This is a genomic window from Exiguobacterium sp. Helios, assembly GCF_014524545.1.
In the GTDB taxonomy this organism is placed as follows: domain Bacteria; phylum Bacillota; class Bacilli; order Exiguobacteriales; family Exiguobacteriaceae; genus Exiguobacterium_A.
Window position 1 is genome coordinate 2,014,013 of sequence record NZ_CP053557.1, and the last position, 17,184, is coordinate 2,031,196.

Here is a 17,184-nt window from a genome sequence, read left to right on the forward strand (position 1 = left end):
CTTCACTCCCACTGTTCATTGTAGTTCTGCTCTTGTTCCATCATCGCTAAATCATCTTGCGTAATCAGAAACAATTGATAATCCGAACGTTCCATCTCTAGTTTAGCACGTTCCACTAAATACTTGGCGGATCCACCGTGTTCTTCATCATAGACAGACAACAATCCCTGACTCTTTTGAATCATGAATTCTGTTTTATTTCGGAACTGGGATGGATTTTCATACGGTTTTTGACTGATGGCATCCACGAAGTCCGCTTGATTCAACACAGCCAGGTATTGCGCTTGAACCGGCTCTTTCCATTTTGACTCTTGTTCCAAAAAAGGAAGCAGGATTCCCAACCGTATTTCCGGATACTCCTGTTTAAGTTCCAGAATGACTTCACATGCCCAAAGTTCACATCCCGGCGTGGCACTTGTAATGAACCAGGTCGTACCCATGTCTTCGATCAAACGGATTATCCGTTCCCGATAAGCAGCTTTCAAAATGTTGATTCCTGGATGTTTTTGATCAAAAATCCCGAGTTCCGTCGGTTTATATCCTGTTACTGCGACGACATTCATCCGCGACACTTCCTTTGCAGGCGTAAGCTCCGATGGGCTAACTCAGCAGACAATCGTTCTCGCCGCGAAGCTAACAACTGCTGGTTTTCCAATAGACGTTTGGCTTGTTCAGTATAATCATAAGCAACGGATGGTTGTTTGGCAATGTGCTCGGCCCATTTTGCCAGTTCGATGAATCCTTCATACGTTTCACTTTTTTCAAAGCAGATTTTGGCCTTCTCATGTTGGTGCAATTTTTTATATAAGCGCCCTTGACGCAACCAGCCTTGAGCCGTCAATTCGTCAGCTTGTCCAAAATGTTCGGCTGATTGTTCATTTATACCTAAATCCGCTAACCAGACCCCGATATTCTCACGGATCCGTGACGTGGCTTCTTGACGGTGCGTCACGAGCCGATTACATTCATCATATAAACTCACCAGTGTTAAACAATCGTGCAGATGATGTTCAAGTACGCCTTCCATAATCGCCGGATTCTGGTGTTCAACATATTGAAAATAATGCATCGGCGCTAAAAATCCCGGTAAATCATCTGTTCGTTCAAATCCGATCCGCTCTTCCATCGCCGTCAAGCGGAACGAATCGTACAGACCTTTGAACATTCGCCGGCAGACATGGAGTAAATCCAAATGACCGACTTTCGGCAGACGGGGAACACGTTCGCGGACAAAGACATGACGTGTCTTAATCTGCGGCCAATCAAAACTTTTTCCGTTGTAGGTGACGAATCGGACATCATCCCCGATATCATGCAGAAAATGGTGATAGAGAGCCGCCTCATAATGCGGGTGCGGTAAAAAATACTGCCGCATCAGCAACTCCCCCTGTTCAAAGCGGGCAAATCCGAGCAAAAAAATCGTCGTCCCCGTTCCCTTTAATCCGGTCGTCTCCGTATCGAAAAATATGACCTGTTCGAGCGGGACATCGAGGGCGAGTGGCGGATGCGGCAACTGCAACGATTCAAACACTTCGGCATACGAACGATGTCCATGTTTGGCTTCCAGTGGATACCGGTGATCGATCCGGACAATCCATTCCTCTTCAAACGTGAGGATATCTGCTCCTCGATCCAGCCATGCGGTTTGTTCCGCTGATGTCATTTGCTCCTGATCCGTCGATGAGGAGCTTGTCGGCTCGGTCTCGGTCGTCTTCAACATCCGTCTCAGCTTATTTTTCATGATAATTCCTTCTCCATTTCAGCTAGCATTCTGATTGTCCGCTCTTTTTCATCAGACAAACCAATCATTCCGATACACGCCGGACAACCATCCTGACAAGGACAGGTCTCGATCGAGTCCCGGGCAGCCCTTAGCATGACACCACGTTGTTTGTAAATCGATTCTGCCAATCCGACACCACCAGGATAACGGTCATACAAATAGATGGTCGGTTTTTGTGTATGCGTCGCTTTGACCTGGGGCACAACGAAGACATCACTGGCATCACACATCAAATACAGCGGGGCGACACGTCTTAAGCTGTTCGCGACGCCTTCGATGACTTGTTCCAGTTCCGTACTCGAGGAAGCTTCTTCCGGCAACGAAAACCAGACACCCGTCGTGTGAATTTCCCGTTCCGGAAGATGAATCGGACCTGATCCGATGTTTTCATGTGTTCCGAACTTTATTTTCTTGAACATCGTGGCCATACCGCGGACACTGACATCCCCTCTGGCGACACTGAAATCTCCGTTCGTGTAACTGTCATCCTCATCGAGCACGGAAAGTTCGACTGAAAAATTGGCATCTGTATAGTAATCGACGTCGACGGCACGAACAAAGGCTTTTTTCTCTTCAAAATCCAAGACCTCGACCTGATATTGATCCGCCCCATGTAAATAGATGGCTTCATCGTGCAACAGGGTCATCGCGCTGAACGTATCCATTTCTCCGATAACACGATTCGGGACTTCTGTTTGGTCCACGATGATGACATTTTCCTGATCACTGGATCGCAGAGAAATACCATGAGCCGGAAACGCATCATTCATCCAATAATAACGTTCCCCGCGTTGATGCAAAACACGTTCTTCGACCAGGTATTCGAGGATATCTTCTGTCTCCAATGTCCCGAACGTCTCGCCCTGCCGGAACGGCAGTTCAAATGCCGCACATTTAATGTGATCGACTGCAATAATCAGATTATCTGGGTCGAGCCGTGCCGCTTCCGGTGATTGATTTAAAAACAATTCAGGACGTTCGGCGACATACTGATCGAGCATCCCGGAAGAAGCGACTAAGATGATCAACGCGTCGTCTTGTCGTCGACCGGCTCGACCGGCTTGTTGCCATAACGAAGCAATCGTTCCCGGATAACCGTTCATGATACAGACTTGTAGTTGCCCGATGTCGACACCGAGCTCTAACGCATTCGTCGAAACAATTCCGGTGATTTCACCTTTACGCAACCGTCTTTCAATATCCCGGCGTTCACTCGGAAGATATCCGCCTCGATATCCTTCAATTGATTTCGGTCCCAGTTCAAACCGGATCAAACTTCGGAGATAGGTCAATAACACTTCGACCCGTACCCGTGAGCGGGCAAAAACAATCGTTTGGAATTTCTTTTTAATAAATCGCGATGCCAATTGTTTTGTCTCAAGGGTTGCCGAACGACGGATACCAAGCTGTGCATTGACGATTGGTGGTTGATAGACGATAAAATGTTTCCGACCGGTTGGTGCCCCGTTGTCGTCAATCAATTGGACTTTTTTCTCTGTCAAACGTTCCGCTAATTCTTGCGGATTGGCAATCGTTGCACTTGTCATGATAAAGATCGGATCACTTCCATAATAACGGCAGATCCGTCGCAACCGGCGAATGACATTCGCTACATGGCTTCCAAATACCCCACGATACGTATGCAGTTCATCAATGACGATATGCGATAGATTTTCAAACAATTCAATCCATTTCGTATGGTGTGGCAAGATTCCGGAATGCAACATATCCGGATTCGTAATGACGATGTTCCCGGCTTTTCGAACTTTTGTCCGAATCGTCGGTGATGTATCCCCATCGTACGTAAAACAACGGATCGGCGCTTCCATCTCATCAATCAGCTCCAACAACTCACTGTTTTGATCTTGGGCCAATGCTTTAGTCGGATACAGATACAGTGCCCGTGCATTCGGATTTTCTAAGAGATGGGATAAAATCGGTAAATTAAAGCAATAGGTTTTCCCTGAAGCCGTCGGTGTTACAATCACCGTTGATGCACCGCTTTGGACGGTTCGAAACGCTAATTCCTGATGGCGATACAACGATGTGATGCCTCTGCCTTCCAGTGCCTGGCGTAAACGCTCCGGCATCGCTTTCGGAAACGGTTCATAACGTCCGGCAGTCGCTTCCATCGTTTTCATATATGTGACACGTTCCATGAAGGAACGATCGGCTTTTAATTCTTCTAAATAGGTAACAAGTGATTGTCTTGATTCCATTGCCCCACTTCCTTCCTGACCTCCATTATACAAAAAAAGAGAAGCAAGACCGAAGAAACGGGTGTGTTTCTTCGGTCTTATCTTCTTCAAGTAATCTCTTTACTCGTTATTGCTGATTTTCTGATTCTGATTGTTGCTCGGCGGGCGCATTATCCTGACCGCGCCCTTGGTTGCCGTTTGATGAATTTCCTCTGTCCGACTGAGTAGATGCTCCGTCGCTTGAGGCTGGCTCATCCGTTGCCGGTTGATCTGTTGCCGGCTCATCTGTTGCCGGTTCGTCTGTCGCCGGTTCGTCCGTTGCCGGTTCGTCCGTTGCCGGTTCATCCGTTGCCGGTTCGTCCGTTGCCGGTTCGTTCGTCGTCGGTTCATCCGTTGTCGGCTCGTCCGTCGTCGGTTCGTCCGTTGCCGGTTCATCCGTTGTCGGTTCGTCCGTTGTCGGTTCATCCGTCGTCGGTTCGTCCGTCGTCGGCTCGTCCGTCGTCGGCTCGTCCGTCGTCGGTTCTTCTGTTTCGACGTCTGCAACAGTCACAGTCGTTGATACCGGACCAGACTGTTCCCCGGATGCTTTCGCAACGACTGTGAACGTCGTCCGACCCGGATCAAGTCGATTAATGCCCATCCGATTCGTTGAGCTGGTGCCAAGCACCGACTGTTTTCCATCCGGATCCGTCATCGTCACTTCAAACGACACGCTGTCATAGCCGTTTGTCCGAAGGGCAGAATCATTGTAACTCCATGTCAGTTCACCAGACTCCGAGTCTTCATTGTAAGATGCTTGTAAGCCAGTCGGAGCTGGTACTGCCTTTTTTTCGACAACCGGCTCTTTTGTCCCTTTGACATACAGTTCCTCCCCGATACTGAGGACAGAACTCGGTTGCTCAAACGGAGCAGGTGTCCGGTCACGCGTTTTCGTGACAAAATCTTTCCAAATGTTTTGCGCCATCGTACTGTTTGTCGGTCCGCTTAAACCGGCACCGTTGTTGTTACCCGACTTCGTTGTTCCCGTCCAGACACTGATCGAGACATCAGAGGTGTAACCGGCAAACCAAACATCTTTGTAGGCATTGGTTGTTCCGGTTTTACCTGCTGCGTCAAAAGCAAGAGCGGCACTCGGGAACGTCCCGCCCGGTTTGAGAACATCACGTAACATATCCGTTAACATATAGGCTGTATAATCCTGCATTGCTTTTTTCGGTTTGACCGGTGATTTGATTTTTGAACCATCGCTGTATTCAATCGTTTTGATGATATGCGGTTTGATGTAGTCACCGCCATTACCAAGCGTCGCATAGGCAGAAGCCATTTGCGTCGTATTGAAGCCGTGTTTCATCCCGCCAATTGCATAAGCCGGTGAAATCGATTCGTCTTTTTCTAAACCTAATCCGGACTTAGCTGCAAAACTTTCAACCGTATCGCCGCCGATTTGTTGGAACGTTTGAATGGCAGGCGTATTGGCAGAAATCTTCAGCCAGTAGCGAATTGTATTTGTTCCACGGTAACCGTCATAGTAGTTGCCGATTTTTTTGCCGTTTACTTCTGTTTCCTGGTCGGTCATCATTTTAGCCGTTGACCATTTCTCATTTTCAATGGCTGGTCCATATGCGAAAAATGGTTTCGCTGATGAACCGGGTTGATGCGGTTCTTTGGCAAAGTTACGCCGCGAAGTGCCTGTACCCGGTTTTTTCCCGTCAACAATCCCTAAAATCTCACCCGTTTGTGTATTGACCGCCGTGGCCGCTGCTTCCGCGTAATCCGGCAACTGGACGACTTGATCTTTTTTAATCGCTTCGTTCATATAATCGTGCATCGGCTTATCAATTGATGTATAAACTTTCAATCCTTGACCGTAGATATCCTTGCCTTCTAAGCCAAAGACGTCTTCCAACTCTTGCGACACCATATCAAAGATGACGCTGTCGTAAGCCGCATCGTCTTTTGATTTTGGTGCTGGGTTGATCAATTTTGAAATCGGTTGATTGACTGCTTTATCACGTTGTTGTTGCGTGATGACACCTGTCGTCAACATCGCATCCAAGACTTGCGTTTGACGCCATTTCGTTAACTTCGGATCTCCTTGAATCGGATCGTAAGCCGATGGACGTTGCGGTAAGCCGGCAAGCATCGCCGCTTCTGCATAGTTCAACTTATCGACCGTCTTGTCGAAGTAGGCTTTTGAAGCCGTTTGAATTCCGTATGATTCTTGACCGTAATAGTTTTTATTCAAATACATCTCAAGGATCTGTTCTTTCGTGTAGTCCCGTTCCAACCGGATCGCTAACCATTGTTCCTGGACTTTCCGGGTAATGGTCTTGTCTGAACTTAAAAACGATTGTTTGATGACCTGTTGCGTGATCGTTGAAGCTCCCTCAGAACCAAAACCATCTGTGATGTTGGCAATGATGGCGCCGCCCAAGCGACGGAAGTCGATTCCGTTATGCTGATAGAAGCGTCGATCTTCGATTGAAATAAAGGCATCTTTTACGACATCAGGAACTTCTTTAATCGACACATACTCCCGACTCGTCCCACCCTTTTTGATTTCTTCTTTATTGCTCGCATAAATTTTTAGCGGGAGTGCATCACGTAACTTTGATTCATCAAGTTCCGGTGCGGTCGCGACAGCATATGCTGCGAATCCTCCACCTGCAATCATCATCAGGATGAACAATCCTGTCGCGATCAGTAGGAGCTTTTTCCAAAGTGGACCTTTACCGCCGGTCCCGCCTGATTTTTTCTTTTTCGGACGTTTTGTCCGATTCGTTTGTTTGGCTGACGTCTTCGTTTCTTCACGACGTGCGACACGACTTCTTTCCATATGCTATCCTTCTCCTTCAATCTGTAAAGTTTCTCAAGTGAAATATAACTCGTCCACTGCTGGTAAATAATCAATCGCAGGAAACGCACCTGTCTCGAGTTTTTTTCCATGCCGTTCGATTTCGTCTAGCGGAATCGATTTTCTGCCCGTTTCCAGTTGCTCCCACCAGGGGAACAAATGCTCTGCAGACAACACATATTGCACATTATACATACTGAATCGAATGATGACAAAACAAATTCCTCCATGTGCGATACATTGACGCATATGCTCGATTTGATGGGTATGAAAGTTTTTTAAGGGGAAGGATGTTTTATGATTGGTTTCCTTCGCTTCAAAATCGATGTATTTTCCGCGGTACACACCATTATAGTCGGTTGTCGAAGGTTGCTTGAAGTACGCTTCCTTGACGACGGCTGCCGACCGTTTCGGATAATCGACTTGGACGATTTGTAGAGGGGTCGGTTTCTTGTGAATGATTGCCCGATTATGCGTCAAATAAAACATATTACTTTCATTGATGAGTTTCTCAAGCTTCATTCCGCGATTTGAAAAAGTCGATTCCTTAGAGCGTGCACTTCGGATCGCCATACCATGCGGTTCTACTGGTTTCTGAAATTTTTTACCGTTCGGGTAATTCAAAAGGATTCCCCTCCTAACGCGTTTATTGTACCATGATATGTGATTGTATCGTATCGGCCGAGAGGAGTAGTTAAAAACAAATGACAATAGAACCGTTACTTCAGGATATCGAACGGATTTACCAGGCTGGACGAAATGGTCAGGAATATGACTTTCAAACGGATGTCATCCCCTTCGTCGCACAAGCAGACGTCCTGATTGAAGCCTGGCAACAAAATGCACAGAACAGTCCTTATTTGCGCCCGGCGATGGTCGAGAGTGCCGTTGACCAGTTAAAACAACTGTCCGTCCAGGCATTTCAACCGAAAACCAGTTTAAAACGCTTTAACGAAACCATCAAGTCTGTCCGTTATATCGATCAACTAATGCAATGAGTCAGAGGACTTCTGTTTTCAGATAAGCAATTTAGAAAGTTTCGTGATACCTTTCTTTGCATATCATCTTCTGATATATTTTCAATGTGAAATAAGGATTTTTATACACTCCGAAAGGAGACTCATTCTACAAATGTCAGAATGACAATTTGACGGATTTTAATCAAACAAAGCATAATGAGAAACAGCAAAGCGTTATACAACTCGCTCTGCTACGAAAGGAAGTTGTTTATGTCATCCAAAAAAATGTGGTCGGTAGAAGGTTATGAAGAGCACGGTGTAGAGAACCATCAAAAAGCAACTATGACTGAAACGTTTACGAATGAGGCGGATGCTCGTAAAGCCGCAAAAAAAATGGCGGATACGTACGATCAACTCGATGTCTATGTCATCTATACGAATACGTCAAGCGGTAAAGCAGAAGAAAAATTCTTTAATTCTGATGGATCTTACAGTGAAGAAGGATTTGAATGGTAACATCCCAGCCGTCTATAGGACGGCTTTTTTGTATAACAAGTCTAATTAAAAACAATCTCCCCCCTCTTCTATCGAGCTGCTCATTCCTTTTTTAACAAGAAACATCCTGTTGTCTTTTCCCGAAGCTTCTCCTATTCGAGTAAATGACCGGGTCACTTCATCACGTTACGCTTCTCATTTTTTTATGGGGGGTGTGGTGCCATTTGATCCATCGTCCATTTCACGAAAAATATCCCCACTGTCATAATCAGGCAGGAAGCAGAAGCTATATGACGAATATAAAAAAAGACCCCCACTACCAGTAAACGGGCAGTCCGAATCTGCTTTGGATGCGATGAACGAGAAAAGCGATACTGAGACACATCCTCGTCTGTCTGGACGAAGTCCACAGAACCGTGTCGAGAAAAAATTGGTCATGCAAGTTGTGCAATAACCATGGATTTATATAGCCGTGTCAGTGTAAAGTTACATAAAGAGGTAATAAATGTGCTTGGTTTTAATAAAAGTGTGCAGTATGTGTGCAATTGGAGGAGATTCGCTTGAATAAAAGAGAACCAAGAAACGTGAAAAACGTTGATGTCAAAGGATTTCCTAGGACTACAAACCCAACAGCCAAAAAATACGTCATGTTCGTGGATGAGACCGGGACACCAAAAGGAAACACCCAATTTAACCTGACCGGCGTCTTGATGGAATATAAATACGCCATCGACTCAGACGAAACCGGTGAACCCAGTCCATTACGCAAACGATTAATGGCATTCAAATCGTCTGTTTTTGAAGATCCGCATATTCCGCTTCATCTGAAAGAAATCTTAAAGGCGGAACACCCGTATGGCAAAGAAGACGGAATCACGATTGATATGTTACGGCATTTTTGGGTCGCCTTACCGGACTTTTTAGTCGACATTGATTGTACGATCGTCAGCGTCGAAGTCGATAAACAAAAACTACAGGAATTTTATTCGACACCGAAAGATCCGTATGTCGTTGCCTTTGCCCACCTGATGAAATCGTTTTACGCGTTTCTTGAGGAGACGGAAGCAACAAGCGCCCGTGTCGTGCTTGAAAGTCGGGATGATTATCAGAATCTACTGATTCAAAAAGCATTTTTTGATATCTTTAACTCCGGTACCGTTCATTTGGATGTGGAGAAAAGCCGTCAAAAAATCAAAGGTTTTATTTTTGCTGAAAAAGATAGCGACCTCTACCAATCGGGTCTTGAGATTGCCGATCTCGTCTGTCTTCCTCTTTCCCGCGTCCGACGTGGTGTCATTGAGGTGAAACCCCGGTTTGTCCATTATGGGGACGAAAACCGAATTTTCAAAGCCATCAAAAATAAAATTTATATCCGCCGTGACAGTCCCGATCAGGATTTCCGAAACTGGGGCTTCAAAAAGGTTCCGATTACGAAAAAGCGCCGCGAGTGGTCCGATACACCGTGGAACGGGTAATTTTCCAACCAACAACAGCGTCCCGCCAAAAGTGGCAGGACGCTGTTTTGTCATTCTCCCTCAGCAGGCGGCAATAATCCTTTTGTCCGTTTTTTCCCTTCCCGACACATATCGAGCAACGGGCATTCCAGACAGTTCGGTCGTTGAGCCTTACAGTGATATCGCCCAAAAAAGATGAACTGGTGATGCAGCTTCGACCATCGTTCCCGCTTAAAGCGTTTCATCAAGGTCTGTTCGACTTTCGTGACGTTGTCTTTCCAGCGGCAGATGCCAAGGCGCTTCGATACCCGTTCGACGTGCGTATCGACCGCGAAGGCCGGCACGTCAAATGCAACGGATAATACAACATTCGCCGTTTTTCGTCCGACGCCCGGTAAGGCTTCAAGCCCTGCGCGATCCGTCGGGACTTCACCATCGTGTAACACCAGCAATTGCTCCGCTAACGCTTTAATGTTTTTTGCTTTGTTGCGGTACAAACCAAGCCGTTTAATTTTTTCCTCAATCTCTTCGACCGGTGCTGCAGCCAACTGATCCGGTGTCGGATAAGCGGCAAATAGCCCCGGGGTCACCTTATTGACCAAGACGTCGGTTGCTTGCGCACTGAGCGCCACGGCGACGACGAGTTCGAACGGATTTTGATGAACCAGTTCACAGAAAGCTTCCGGAAACATCTCTTCGAGTGTCGATTCAATTCGATCAATCTCTGCTTTGCGTAACATCCTTGTCAGCTCCCTCTCGTCGCAAGATCTTCGAGCGTCTTGATGCCTTCTCGTTCCCACGTTCGGAGAATTTGATTGATGTACGTCATCTTCCGGACATTATGGTAGACGGCTTCCCGTAAAGCTGCGAGAACAAGTTCTTCTGCAATGTTTTCAATCGTCAACCATTGAATGATCTGTTCCATCTGAAACGGGGACATCATCCCAAGTTCGCGCTCAAAATGCTGGAAGACAGACGGATTAATCGTATCGAAGTTTGGCGCTTCCTGTTCCGGGGGTGCCATTAACTTTTCATAGAGCGGCACCAGGGAATAACGTTCCGAGCCGGCGACGTTCTCCATGGCGAGTAATCCTTTTTGAAGCAATCCGAGTGTCGTCTCAATCGTTTCCGTTTCTGAAAGTCCGAGCCGGTTACTGAGCTCCTCTGGCGACGGCATCTCCATCCCTTCGGCGCGACAGGCAAACAATTGTCCAATCAGCGTAAACTCAACAAAACTGATGCCAAGACGTTTGGCTTCTGTAAACAATCGTTTGGGAAGGACAACCGTTCCTTCTTCAAACAGCTGAATTAAATTATGATCCATGATACTTCCTCGATTCTTTATTGTAAGCAAGAAATCGACCCGTCCGAGGGATGGGTCGATTTCGATCACTATTACGGATACAATCGGTTCAGCAGACGCGGGAATGGAATCGTCTCGCGGACGTGTTCGACTCCTGTGATCCAGGCGACAGTCCGTTCAAGTCCAAGACCAAAACCACTGTGCGGTACTGATCCATATTTACGTGTTTCCAAGTACCATTTGTAAGCACCGGTTTCATCCAGGTCATGTTCCTTCATACCGGCAAGCAACTTCTCATAGTCTTCTTCCCGTTGTGAACCACCAACGATTTCTCCATAGCCTTCCGGCGCAATCAAATCGTCACATAATACGAAGCCCGGGTTTTCCGGATCTTCTTTCATGTAGAATGGTTTGATGGCTTTCGGCCAGTGTGTAATGAAGACGGGACGCGCAAACGTATTGGCGATTGCCGTTTCATGAGGCGCACCAAAATCGTCGCCGAATTCGATATCGTCAAAACCTTGTTCTTTCAGCATGTCAATCGCTTCCGTATATTTTACACGCGGGAACGGGGCTTGAATGTTTTCGAGAACCGTCAAGTCACGCTCGAGCAACTCGAGCTCTGGACGACAGTTTTTCAAAGCCGATTGAACAAGATGCGACACATAGTTTTCCTGAACTTCGAGATTCATGTCGTGATCATAAAACGCCATCTCCGGCTCCATCATCCAGAACTCGATCAAGTGGCGGCGTGTCTTTGATTTTTCGGCACGGAACGTCGGACCGAATGAGAAGACTTTGCCGAGTGCCATCGCGGCTGCTTCCATATAAAGCTGACCGGATTGCGACAAGTAGGCATCTTCGTCAAAATATTTCGTATGGAACAATTCAGTTGTTCCTTCCGGTGCACTGCCGGTTAAAATCGGAGGATCAACTTTAATGAATCCTTCTTGGTTAAAGAATTCATATGTCGCCCGAATCAGTTCGTTCCGGACAACCATGACGGCATGTTGACGTTTCGATCGTAACCAGAGGTGACGGTTATCCATCAGGAAATCCGTTCCGTGCGCTTTTGGTGTAATCGGATAATCGACCGCTTCATGAATCACTTCGATCGCTGTGATTTCCATTTCGTGACCGATTGCTGTCCGTCCACCATCCGACTTGATGACGCCAGTCACCCACATTGATGTTTCCTGCGTCAAGCCTTTCGCCGTTTTGAACAATTCTTCCCCGACTGTTTCCTTGACGACGACTCCTTGCATGAATCCTGAACCATCGCGTAATTGAAGAAACGCGATTTTTCCGCTCGAACGTTTATTTGCGAGCCAGCAGCCAATCGTGATTTCCTCGCCTACGTATTTCTCTACATCCCGAATCATTGCTTTCAAAAGTCAACATCCTCTCTCTATTAAACGGCCGTATGTGCCGTGATAAATCCTTCGATCCGGTCTAATGCTTCAAGTACCCGTTTCGGGTCTGTCGCATACGATAACCGGACATATTCTGGTGCGCCGAAGCCGGAGCCCGGAATCAGGGCGACCTTAGCTTCCGACAAGACCGCTGTGCACCAATCATCGACGTTTGAGAAGCCACACATTTCGGCTGCCCGTAAGGCATGTGGGAACAGGTAAAAAGCACCTTCCGGCTTCAGGCAGGTTAAGCCTGGAATTTGAATCAACCGGTCGTAAATTTGTTCCAAGCGTTCTTCAAACACAACACGCATCGCCTCGACCGGTGCGTCACCTTCCGCATAGGCTGCGACCGATGCCGCTTGCGCGATCGATGTCGGATTTGAAGTCGAATGACTGGCAAGGTTCGTCATCGCACTGATGATGTCTTTCGGTCCGATGGCATAACCAATCCGCCAGCCTGTCATGGCATGCGATTTCGACACGCCGTTGATGATGACCGTCCGCTCGCGCATATGTGGTAACGTCGCAATCGATAAATGCGTCACACCGTTGTATAACAGCTTTTCGTAAATTTCATCACTGATGACAAGCAAATTGTGGGCAATCGCCACATCTGCGACCATTTCAAGTTCTTCCTTCGTGTAGACCATCCCTGTAGGATTCGAAGGTGAGTTTAAAACAAGTGCTTTTGTTTTCGGCGTGATATGTTGCTCGAGCAGATCACGCGTTACTTTAAAGCGTGATGCTTCCGTCGTCTCGAGGATGACCGGAACGCCGTCACTCAGTTTGATTTGCTCCGGATAGCTGACCCAATACGGAGCCGGGACGATGACTTCGTCGCCCGGATCTAAAATCGCCTGGAACAATGTCGATAAGGCATGCTTTGCTCCGGAAGCGACCATGACTTCCGAGCGGTCATATGATACCCATAAATCACGGCGGGTTTTTTCAATGATTGCATCTTTTAGAGCCACTGTTCCGCCGGACGGCGTGTACTTCGTATCGCCTGCTTCAGCTGCTGCAAATGCCGCTTGGATGATAAATTCTGGAGTGTTGAAATCCGGTTCGCCTGCACCGAGTCCGATGATATCTTGTCCTTCTTCACGCAAGGCTTTCGCTTTTGCAGTAATCGCCAGTGTCGTTGACGGTGTCAGTTGTTGTACCCGTTTCGATAACATCCTGCCCACTCCTTTTTTAGTTGATCCGTAATCGTTTGATGAAGGATCCCTCTTGATAGGTATAATACGAATAATCGTATCCGGTCGTCGTTTTAGTGACAATTTCAATCAGCGCCCGGTCTTCAAAACCGTATTTCGCTGAAACGATGTTCTCCGGATTGCCCGCTTGTCGAATGACATCGGCAATCTTCATCCCATCCTTGACACGTCTCGTCTCGATTTTACCCTTTTTCGGAACGAATGCCCGTAATGCTTGACCATCCTGTTTAATCGTAAAGACACTATACTGGGTTTTTCCATTAAATACATAATCAAATTGAATCTGTTGCGGTGCCACTTCTTTTTTCAAACGTGATTCCGCCTGTACGGCAACGGTTTGTTCGCGTTCTTTTGCCTCAGCAACGGTGAATTGATACACACCTGTCCCGATGAGCGTAATCAAAAGGATGAAGCCGATCAGACCAATGACGATCTTCCACTTCATGTGCGGTAGATGGTAAAGACCATCTGCTCCTTATCTTTTTCGTCCAATGCCAGACCAAACATCAAATCTTCTGTTTTTAACGTGCGATTCAATAAGTCTACAATCTTGTACGTATCGTCATGGCGGTTGACCTTGACGGTTGCTAGCGTCTCGATTTTCGAATCCATCTTATATCCTCCCTCATTTTTCTACATCTATTATAATGCGATAATGCTTATTTTAACAGACTCAATCCGTCTCATTTAAGAACAATTCCAACTCGGCCGTTAATTCGTCGAGCGGTTGCGCTAAAAGCGGGACATTGGGCAGACTGGAAACGAACCGTTTTCCGTACCGTGTCGTCTCGATCCGGCGGTCAAAAATGAAGACGACCCCCCGGTCATTTGTCGTCCGGATCAAGCGGCCAAATCCTTGTTTGAAGCGAATGATCGCTTGCGGCAAACTGTATTCGAAGAACGACGATTTGCCTTGCTGTTCAATCTGCTCCGAACGTGCTTGAACGATTGGTTGATCGGGTGGTGCAAACGGCAGACGCACAATGACAAGACAGCTGAGATCATCACCCGGAACGTCAACGCCTTCCCAGAAACTGGCTGTACCGAACAGGATGCAGGCATCGAGCTGTTTGAATTGTTTCATCAACCGTTGTCGTGACCCTTGGGTGATTCCTTGGGACAGCAGCGTAAACCGTTCCGGCAAGGCCATTTTCGTCGCATCATGCGTTTGACGCAACATCTCGTTTGACGTAAAGAGTACCAACATCCGGCCTTCCGTCACTTCGGCAATCCGGATGATAGCGTCCGCAATGACTTCAGAATACGTCGCTTGCGGCACGTCCTGCAATAACGGTAAATCGGTCGGGACCATCAGCCGGACTTTTTCTGCATAGCCAAACGGTGACGGAACGATGAAACGTCGTGTCTCAAGTTCCGATAGTCCAAGCCGTTTTTCGATGAACTGGAATTTATTCGAAACCGTCAAGGTCGCAGACGTTAAGATACAGGTCCGTTTCGAAAACACTTCCCGGTGCAGACGGTCTGAAATATCAATCGGTTGCGTATAAATCCTTGTTAACTTTCGATTTTTAGCTGTCGTTTCAATCCAGGAAACCGTCTCGTCGTGAGGTGCGAGCATCGTCTCGAAAATCGCCTGTTCGACTTCCTCCAGTTGGCCGATGACAGCCTTTAGATCGGCTACGACCGAGCGCTCACGGTAACTCATATGTTCCCGTTGATCATGGAACAGTTTATGAATCGCCCGAATGGCTTGCCGTAACCGTCTTAAGACAAGTTCGACCCGTTTCGCGCTCTCCTGTACGGCACGCATTGAATGATCCAGTCGTTTGAAACGAACCGTGACCCGTCCTTCACGCCGTTCTTTTCGTGATGCGAGTTCAAGACCGTAGGCTTGAATGATCGTCAACAGTCCGTCTGCTTCTTCAAGCAGTGCTGTCAACGTCTCATCGATCGTCTCACTGTGCGCTTCGACCAACTCCGTCAAGTCATATTGATCCGATAAACTAATCAGACGCGTTAATAATTTTTTATCGGAAGAGAATCCAAGCTGTCTGAAAATCCGGTCAAAGGAATGGCCGTCAAAAACCAATCCAAAATGATGACTGGCCACTTCTTCGATTTGATGTGCTTCATCTAAAATCAAGGGGCATCCCTTTGGTAAGACGCCGGCTTCATATTGAATATCACTAAACAACAAAGCGTGATTCGTGACGATAATCGTCGCTTGTTTTGCCCGTCGGACTGCATGATGGAAAAAATCACGGCTGTACCAGGGGTCAAACCGTCCGAGTTGCGACTGGCTGTCCGACTGAATCAGTTGTTTGATGGCGATATTACCTTGCGCTGCCCCGCCGGGTAAACTGACTTCCTCCAGGTCTCCTGTCTCGGTCTGCGTCAACCAGACTAACAAAATCGCTTTAGCGAGCGTGAAGTTATACGGTTCTTCCGTTTCACTGAGAAAAAACTCGAACTTGCGCAAGTCCATGTAATTGCTGCGGCCTTTTAACAGGGTGATGTCAACCGGTGCTTCAAACAATTGGCGTAAAAGCGGCAGATCCCGGGCAAATAACTGTTCCTGCAATTGAATCGTGTGCGTACTGACGATGATCGGCGTTTCATGTTCAATCGCATAATGCGCCGCCGGTACAAGATACCCAAGCGATTTCCCGGTTCCCGTTCCTGCCTCGACCAGTAATGGCGTTTCTTGATCAAGCGATTGATAGACGTGACGCATCATTTCAAGTTGTCCCATACGCGGTTCATATCCAGGAAACAGTTGCGGGAATACCGTTTCATTCAAGCGGTCGACGAACGGACTGAATGGTTCCAGTTCTGTCCGTTCCATCCATTCTTCCAGTTCGGTGCGTTTCTTTAAAGCCAGCTTACGGAAATAATCAAAACGGTCATCCGGCTCCAGTCCCACCGTTTGAATCGCTTGATCGATTTCTTCTTCAATGGCGCTAAACAGCTTTCCCGCTAACCGACGTAAGTGTCGTAATGTATCGAGCGGTAAATCCTGTAGACGCGTAAGTAGATGGAGCAACAATTCCGCTGTTGCCTCGGCATCACTCCCAGCCCGGTGTGCTTCATGGTGCGTCAGTTGTAACGCTTCCGTCAAATGGGACAAGGAATGACTTTCGGCAGTCGGCAATAAGATTCTTGCCAGCTCCACTGTATCAATGACAGGACCGGAGTACGGTAAATACCCTTCTTCCTCTAGTGCTTCATTCAAAAAGGTCAAATCAAACTGCACATTATGGGCTACGAACACACCGCCATCGAGTAATTGAAGCACACGCGGTGCAATGGTCGCGAAGGACTCCGCCTGCGCCACGTCCTCATCTTTAATACCGGTTAACTGAGAAATAAACGGCGGAATCGGTTTTTGCGGACGGACAAATGCCGACAGACGATCTGTAATCTGACCATCTTCAATTACTGCCACTCCGATTTCAATCATCTCATCGCCGGATTTAATCGAATGTCCGGTCGTCTCTAAATCCACTACAACAAACTTCTTTTCCACGACTCATCTCCACCTTTAA

General features: G+C 47.3%; 15 protein-coding genes. 3 read left to right on the top strand and 12 right to left on the bottom strand.

Features of this window, described 5'->3' with window-relative positions:
* Positions 1–2: 2 nt before the first annotated feature.
* The 5 genes from HNY42_RS10600 to recU form a co-directional block, all read right to left on the bottom strand.
* Entirely contained in the window at positions 3–563 is a 561-nt protein-coding gene (locus HNY42_RS10600) for an SLOG family protein (RefSeq protein WP_131502519.1), read from the bottom strand.
* Positions 560–1,741, bottom strand: a complete 1,182-nt coding sequence (locus HNY42_RS10605) for a ribonuclease H-like domain-containing protein (protein ID WP_131972544.1) — start codon at positions 1,739–1,741, stop codon at positions 560–562. The genes HNY42_RS10600 and HNY42_RS10605 overlap by 4 nt, the downstream gene beginning before the upstream one ends.
* The gene (locus HNY42_RS10610) at positions 1,738–4,002 is read right to left on the bottom strand and encodes a DEAD/DEAH box helicase (RefSeq protein WP_131972543.1); all 2,265 of its coding nucleotides are present in this window, start codon (positions 4,000–4,002) and stop codon (positions 1,738–1,740) included. The genes HNY42_RS10605 and HNY42_RS10610 overlap by 4 nt, the downstream gene beginning before the upstream one ends.
* A 106-nt stretch (positions 4,003–4,108) precedes the next feature.
* Positions 4,109–6,817: a transglycosylase domain-containing protein gene (locus HNY42_RS10615; RefSeq protein WP_188004476.1), complete on the bottom strand. Its 2,709-nt coding sequence runs from the start codon at positions 6,815–6,817 to the stop codon at positions 4,109–4,111.
* A 33-nt stretch (positions 6,818–6,850) separates the two neighbouring features.
* Complete coding sequence (gene recU / locus HNY42_RS10620; protein WP_188005442.1) at positions 6,851–7,465, bottom strand: Holliday junction resolvase RecU; 615 nt, start codon at positions 7,463–7,465, stop codon at positions 6,851–6,853.
* Between the two features lie 74 nt (positions 7,466–7,539).
* On the opposite strand from recU, the gene HNY42_RS10625 reads away from it, so the two are divergent.
* The 3 genes from HNY42_RS10625 to HNY42_RS10635 all read left to right on the top strand — a co-directional run bounded on the left by HNY42_RS10625 (position 7,540) and on the right by HNY42_RS10635 (position 9,764).
* Complete coding sequence (locus HNY42_RS10625; RefSeq protein WP_026828103.1) at positions 7,540–7,833, top strand: DUF1798 family protein; 294 nt, start codon at positions 7,540–7,542, stop codon at positions 7,831–7,833.
* Between the two features lie 231 nt (positions 7,834–8,064).
* Positions 8,065–8,310, top strand: coding sequence for a hypothetical protein (locus HNY42_RS10630; RefSeq protein WP_131972541.1), 246 nt, complete (start codon positions 8,065–8,067; stop codon positions 8,308–8,310).
* Between the two features lie 563 nt (positions 8,311–8,873).
* Complete coding sequence (locus tag HNY42_RS10635) at positions 8,874–9,764, top strand: DUF3800 domain-containing protein (RefSeq protein ID WP_148206622.1); 891 nt, start codon at positions 8,874–8,876, stop codon at positions 9,762–9,764.
* A gap of 50 nt (positions 9,765–9,814) precedes the next feature.
* Here HNY42_RS10635 and nth read toward each other — a convergent pair whose 3' ends face one another.
* From nth to dinG, 7 genes are all read right to left on the bottom strand, one after another.
* Complete coding sequence (gene nth / locus HNY42_RS10640) at positions 9,815–10,483, bottom strand: endonuclease III (RefSeq protein WP_188004477.1); 669 nt, start codon at positions 10,481–10,483, stop codon at positions 9,815–9,817.
* A gap of 5 nt (positions 10,484–10,488) precedes the next feature.
* Positions 10,489–11,067, bottom strand: coding sequence for a DnaD domain-containing protein (locus HNY42_RS10645; protein WP_026828099.1), 579 nt, complete (start codon positions 11,065–11,067; stop codon positions 10,489–10,491).
* 71 nt (positions 11,068–11,138) lie between these two features.
* Positions 11,139–12,437 carry an asparagine--tRNA ligase gene (asnS, locus tag HNY42_RS10650; protein ID WP_131502526.1) on the bottom strand — a complete coding sequence of 433 codons (1,299 nt, stop codon included), beginning with the start codon at positions 12,435–12,437 and terminating at the stop codon, positions 11,139–11,141.
* Between the two features lie 20 nt (positions 12,438–12,457).
* Positions 12,458–13,639 carry a pyridoxal phosphate-dependent aminotransferase gene (locus HNY42_RS10655; RefSeq protein ID WP_131502527.1) on the bottom strand — a complete coding sequence of 394 codons (1,182 nt, stop codon included), beginning with the start codon at positions 13,637–13,639 and terminating at the stop codon, positions 12,458–12,460.
* 16 nt (positions 13,640–13,655) lie between these two features.
* Positions 13,656–14,123 carry a hypothetical protein gene (locus HNY42_RS10660; protein WP_131502528.1) on the bottom strand — a complete coding sequence of 156 codons (468 nt, stop codon included), beginning with the start codon at positions 14,121–14,123 and terminating at the stop codon, positions 13,656–13,658.
* Positions 14,120–14,290, bottom strand: a complete 171-nt coding sequence (locus HNY42_RS10665; protein ID WP_012370646.1) for a YpmA family protein — start codon at positions 14,288–14,290, stop codon at positions 14,120–14,122. Before HNY42_RS10665 ends, HNY42_RS10660 begins: the two co-directional genes overlap by 4 nt.
* A gap of 61 nt (positions 14,291–14,351) precedes the next feature.
* On the bottom strand, positions 14,352–17,165 hold the full coding sequence (gene dinG / locus HNY42_RS10670; protein ID WP_188004478.1) for an ATP-dependent DNA helicase DinG: 2,814 nt from the start codon (positions 17,163–17,165) through the stop codon (positions 14,352–14,354).
* Between the last annotated feature and the right edge of the window lie 19 nt (positions 17,166–17,184).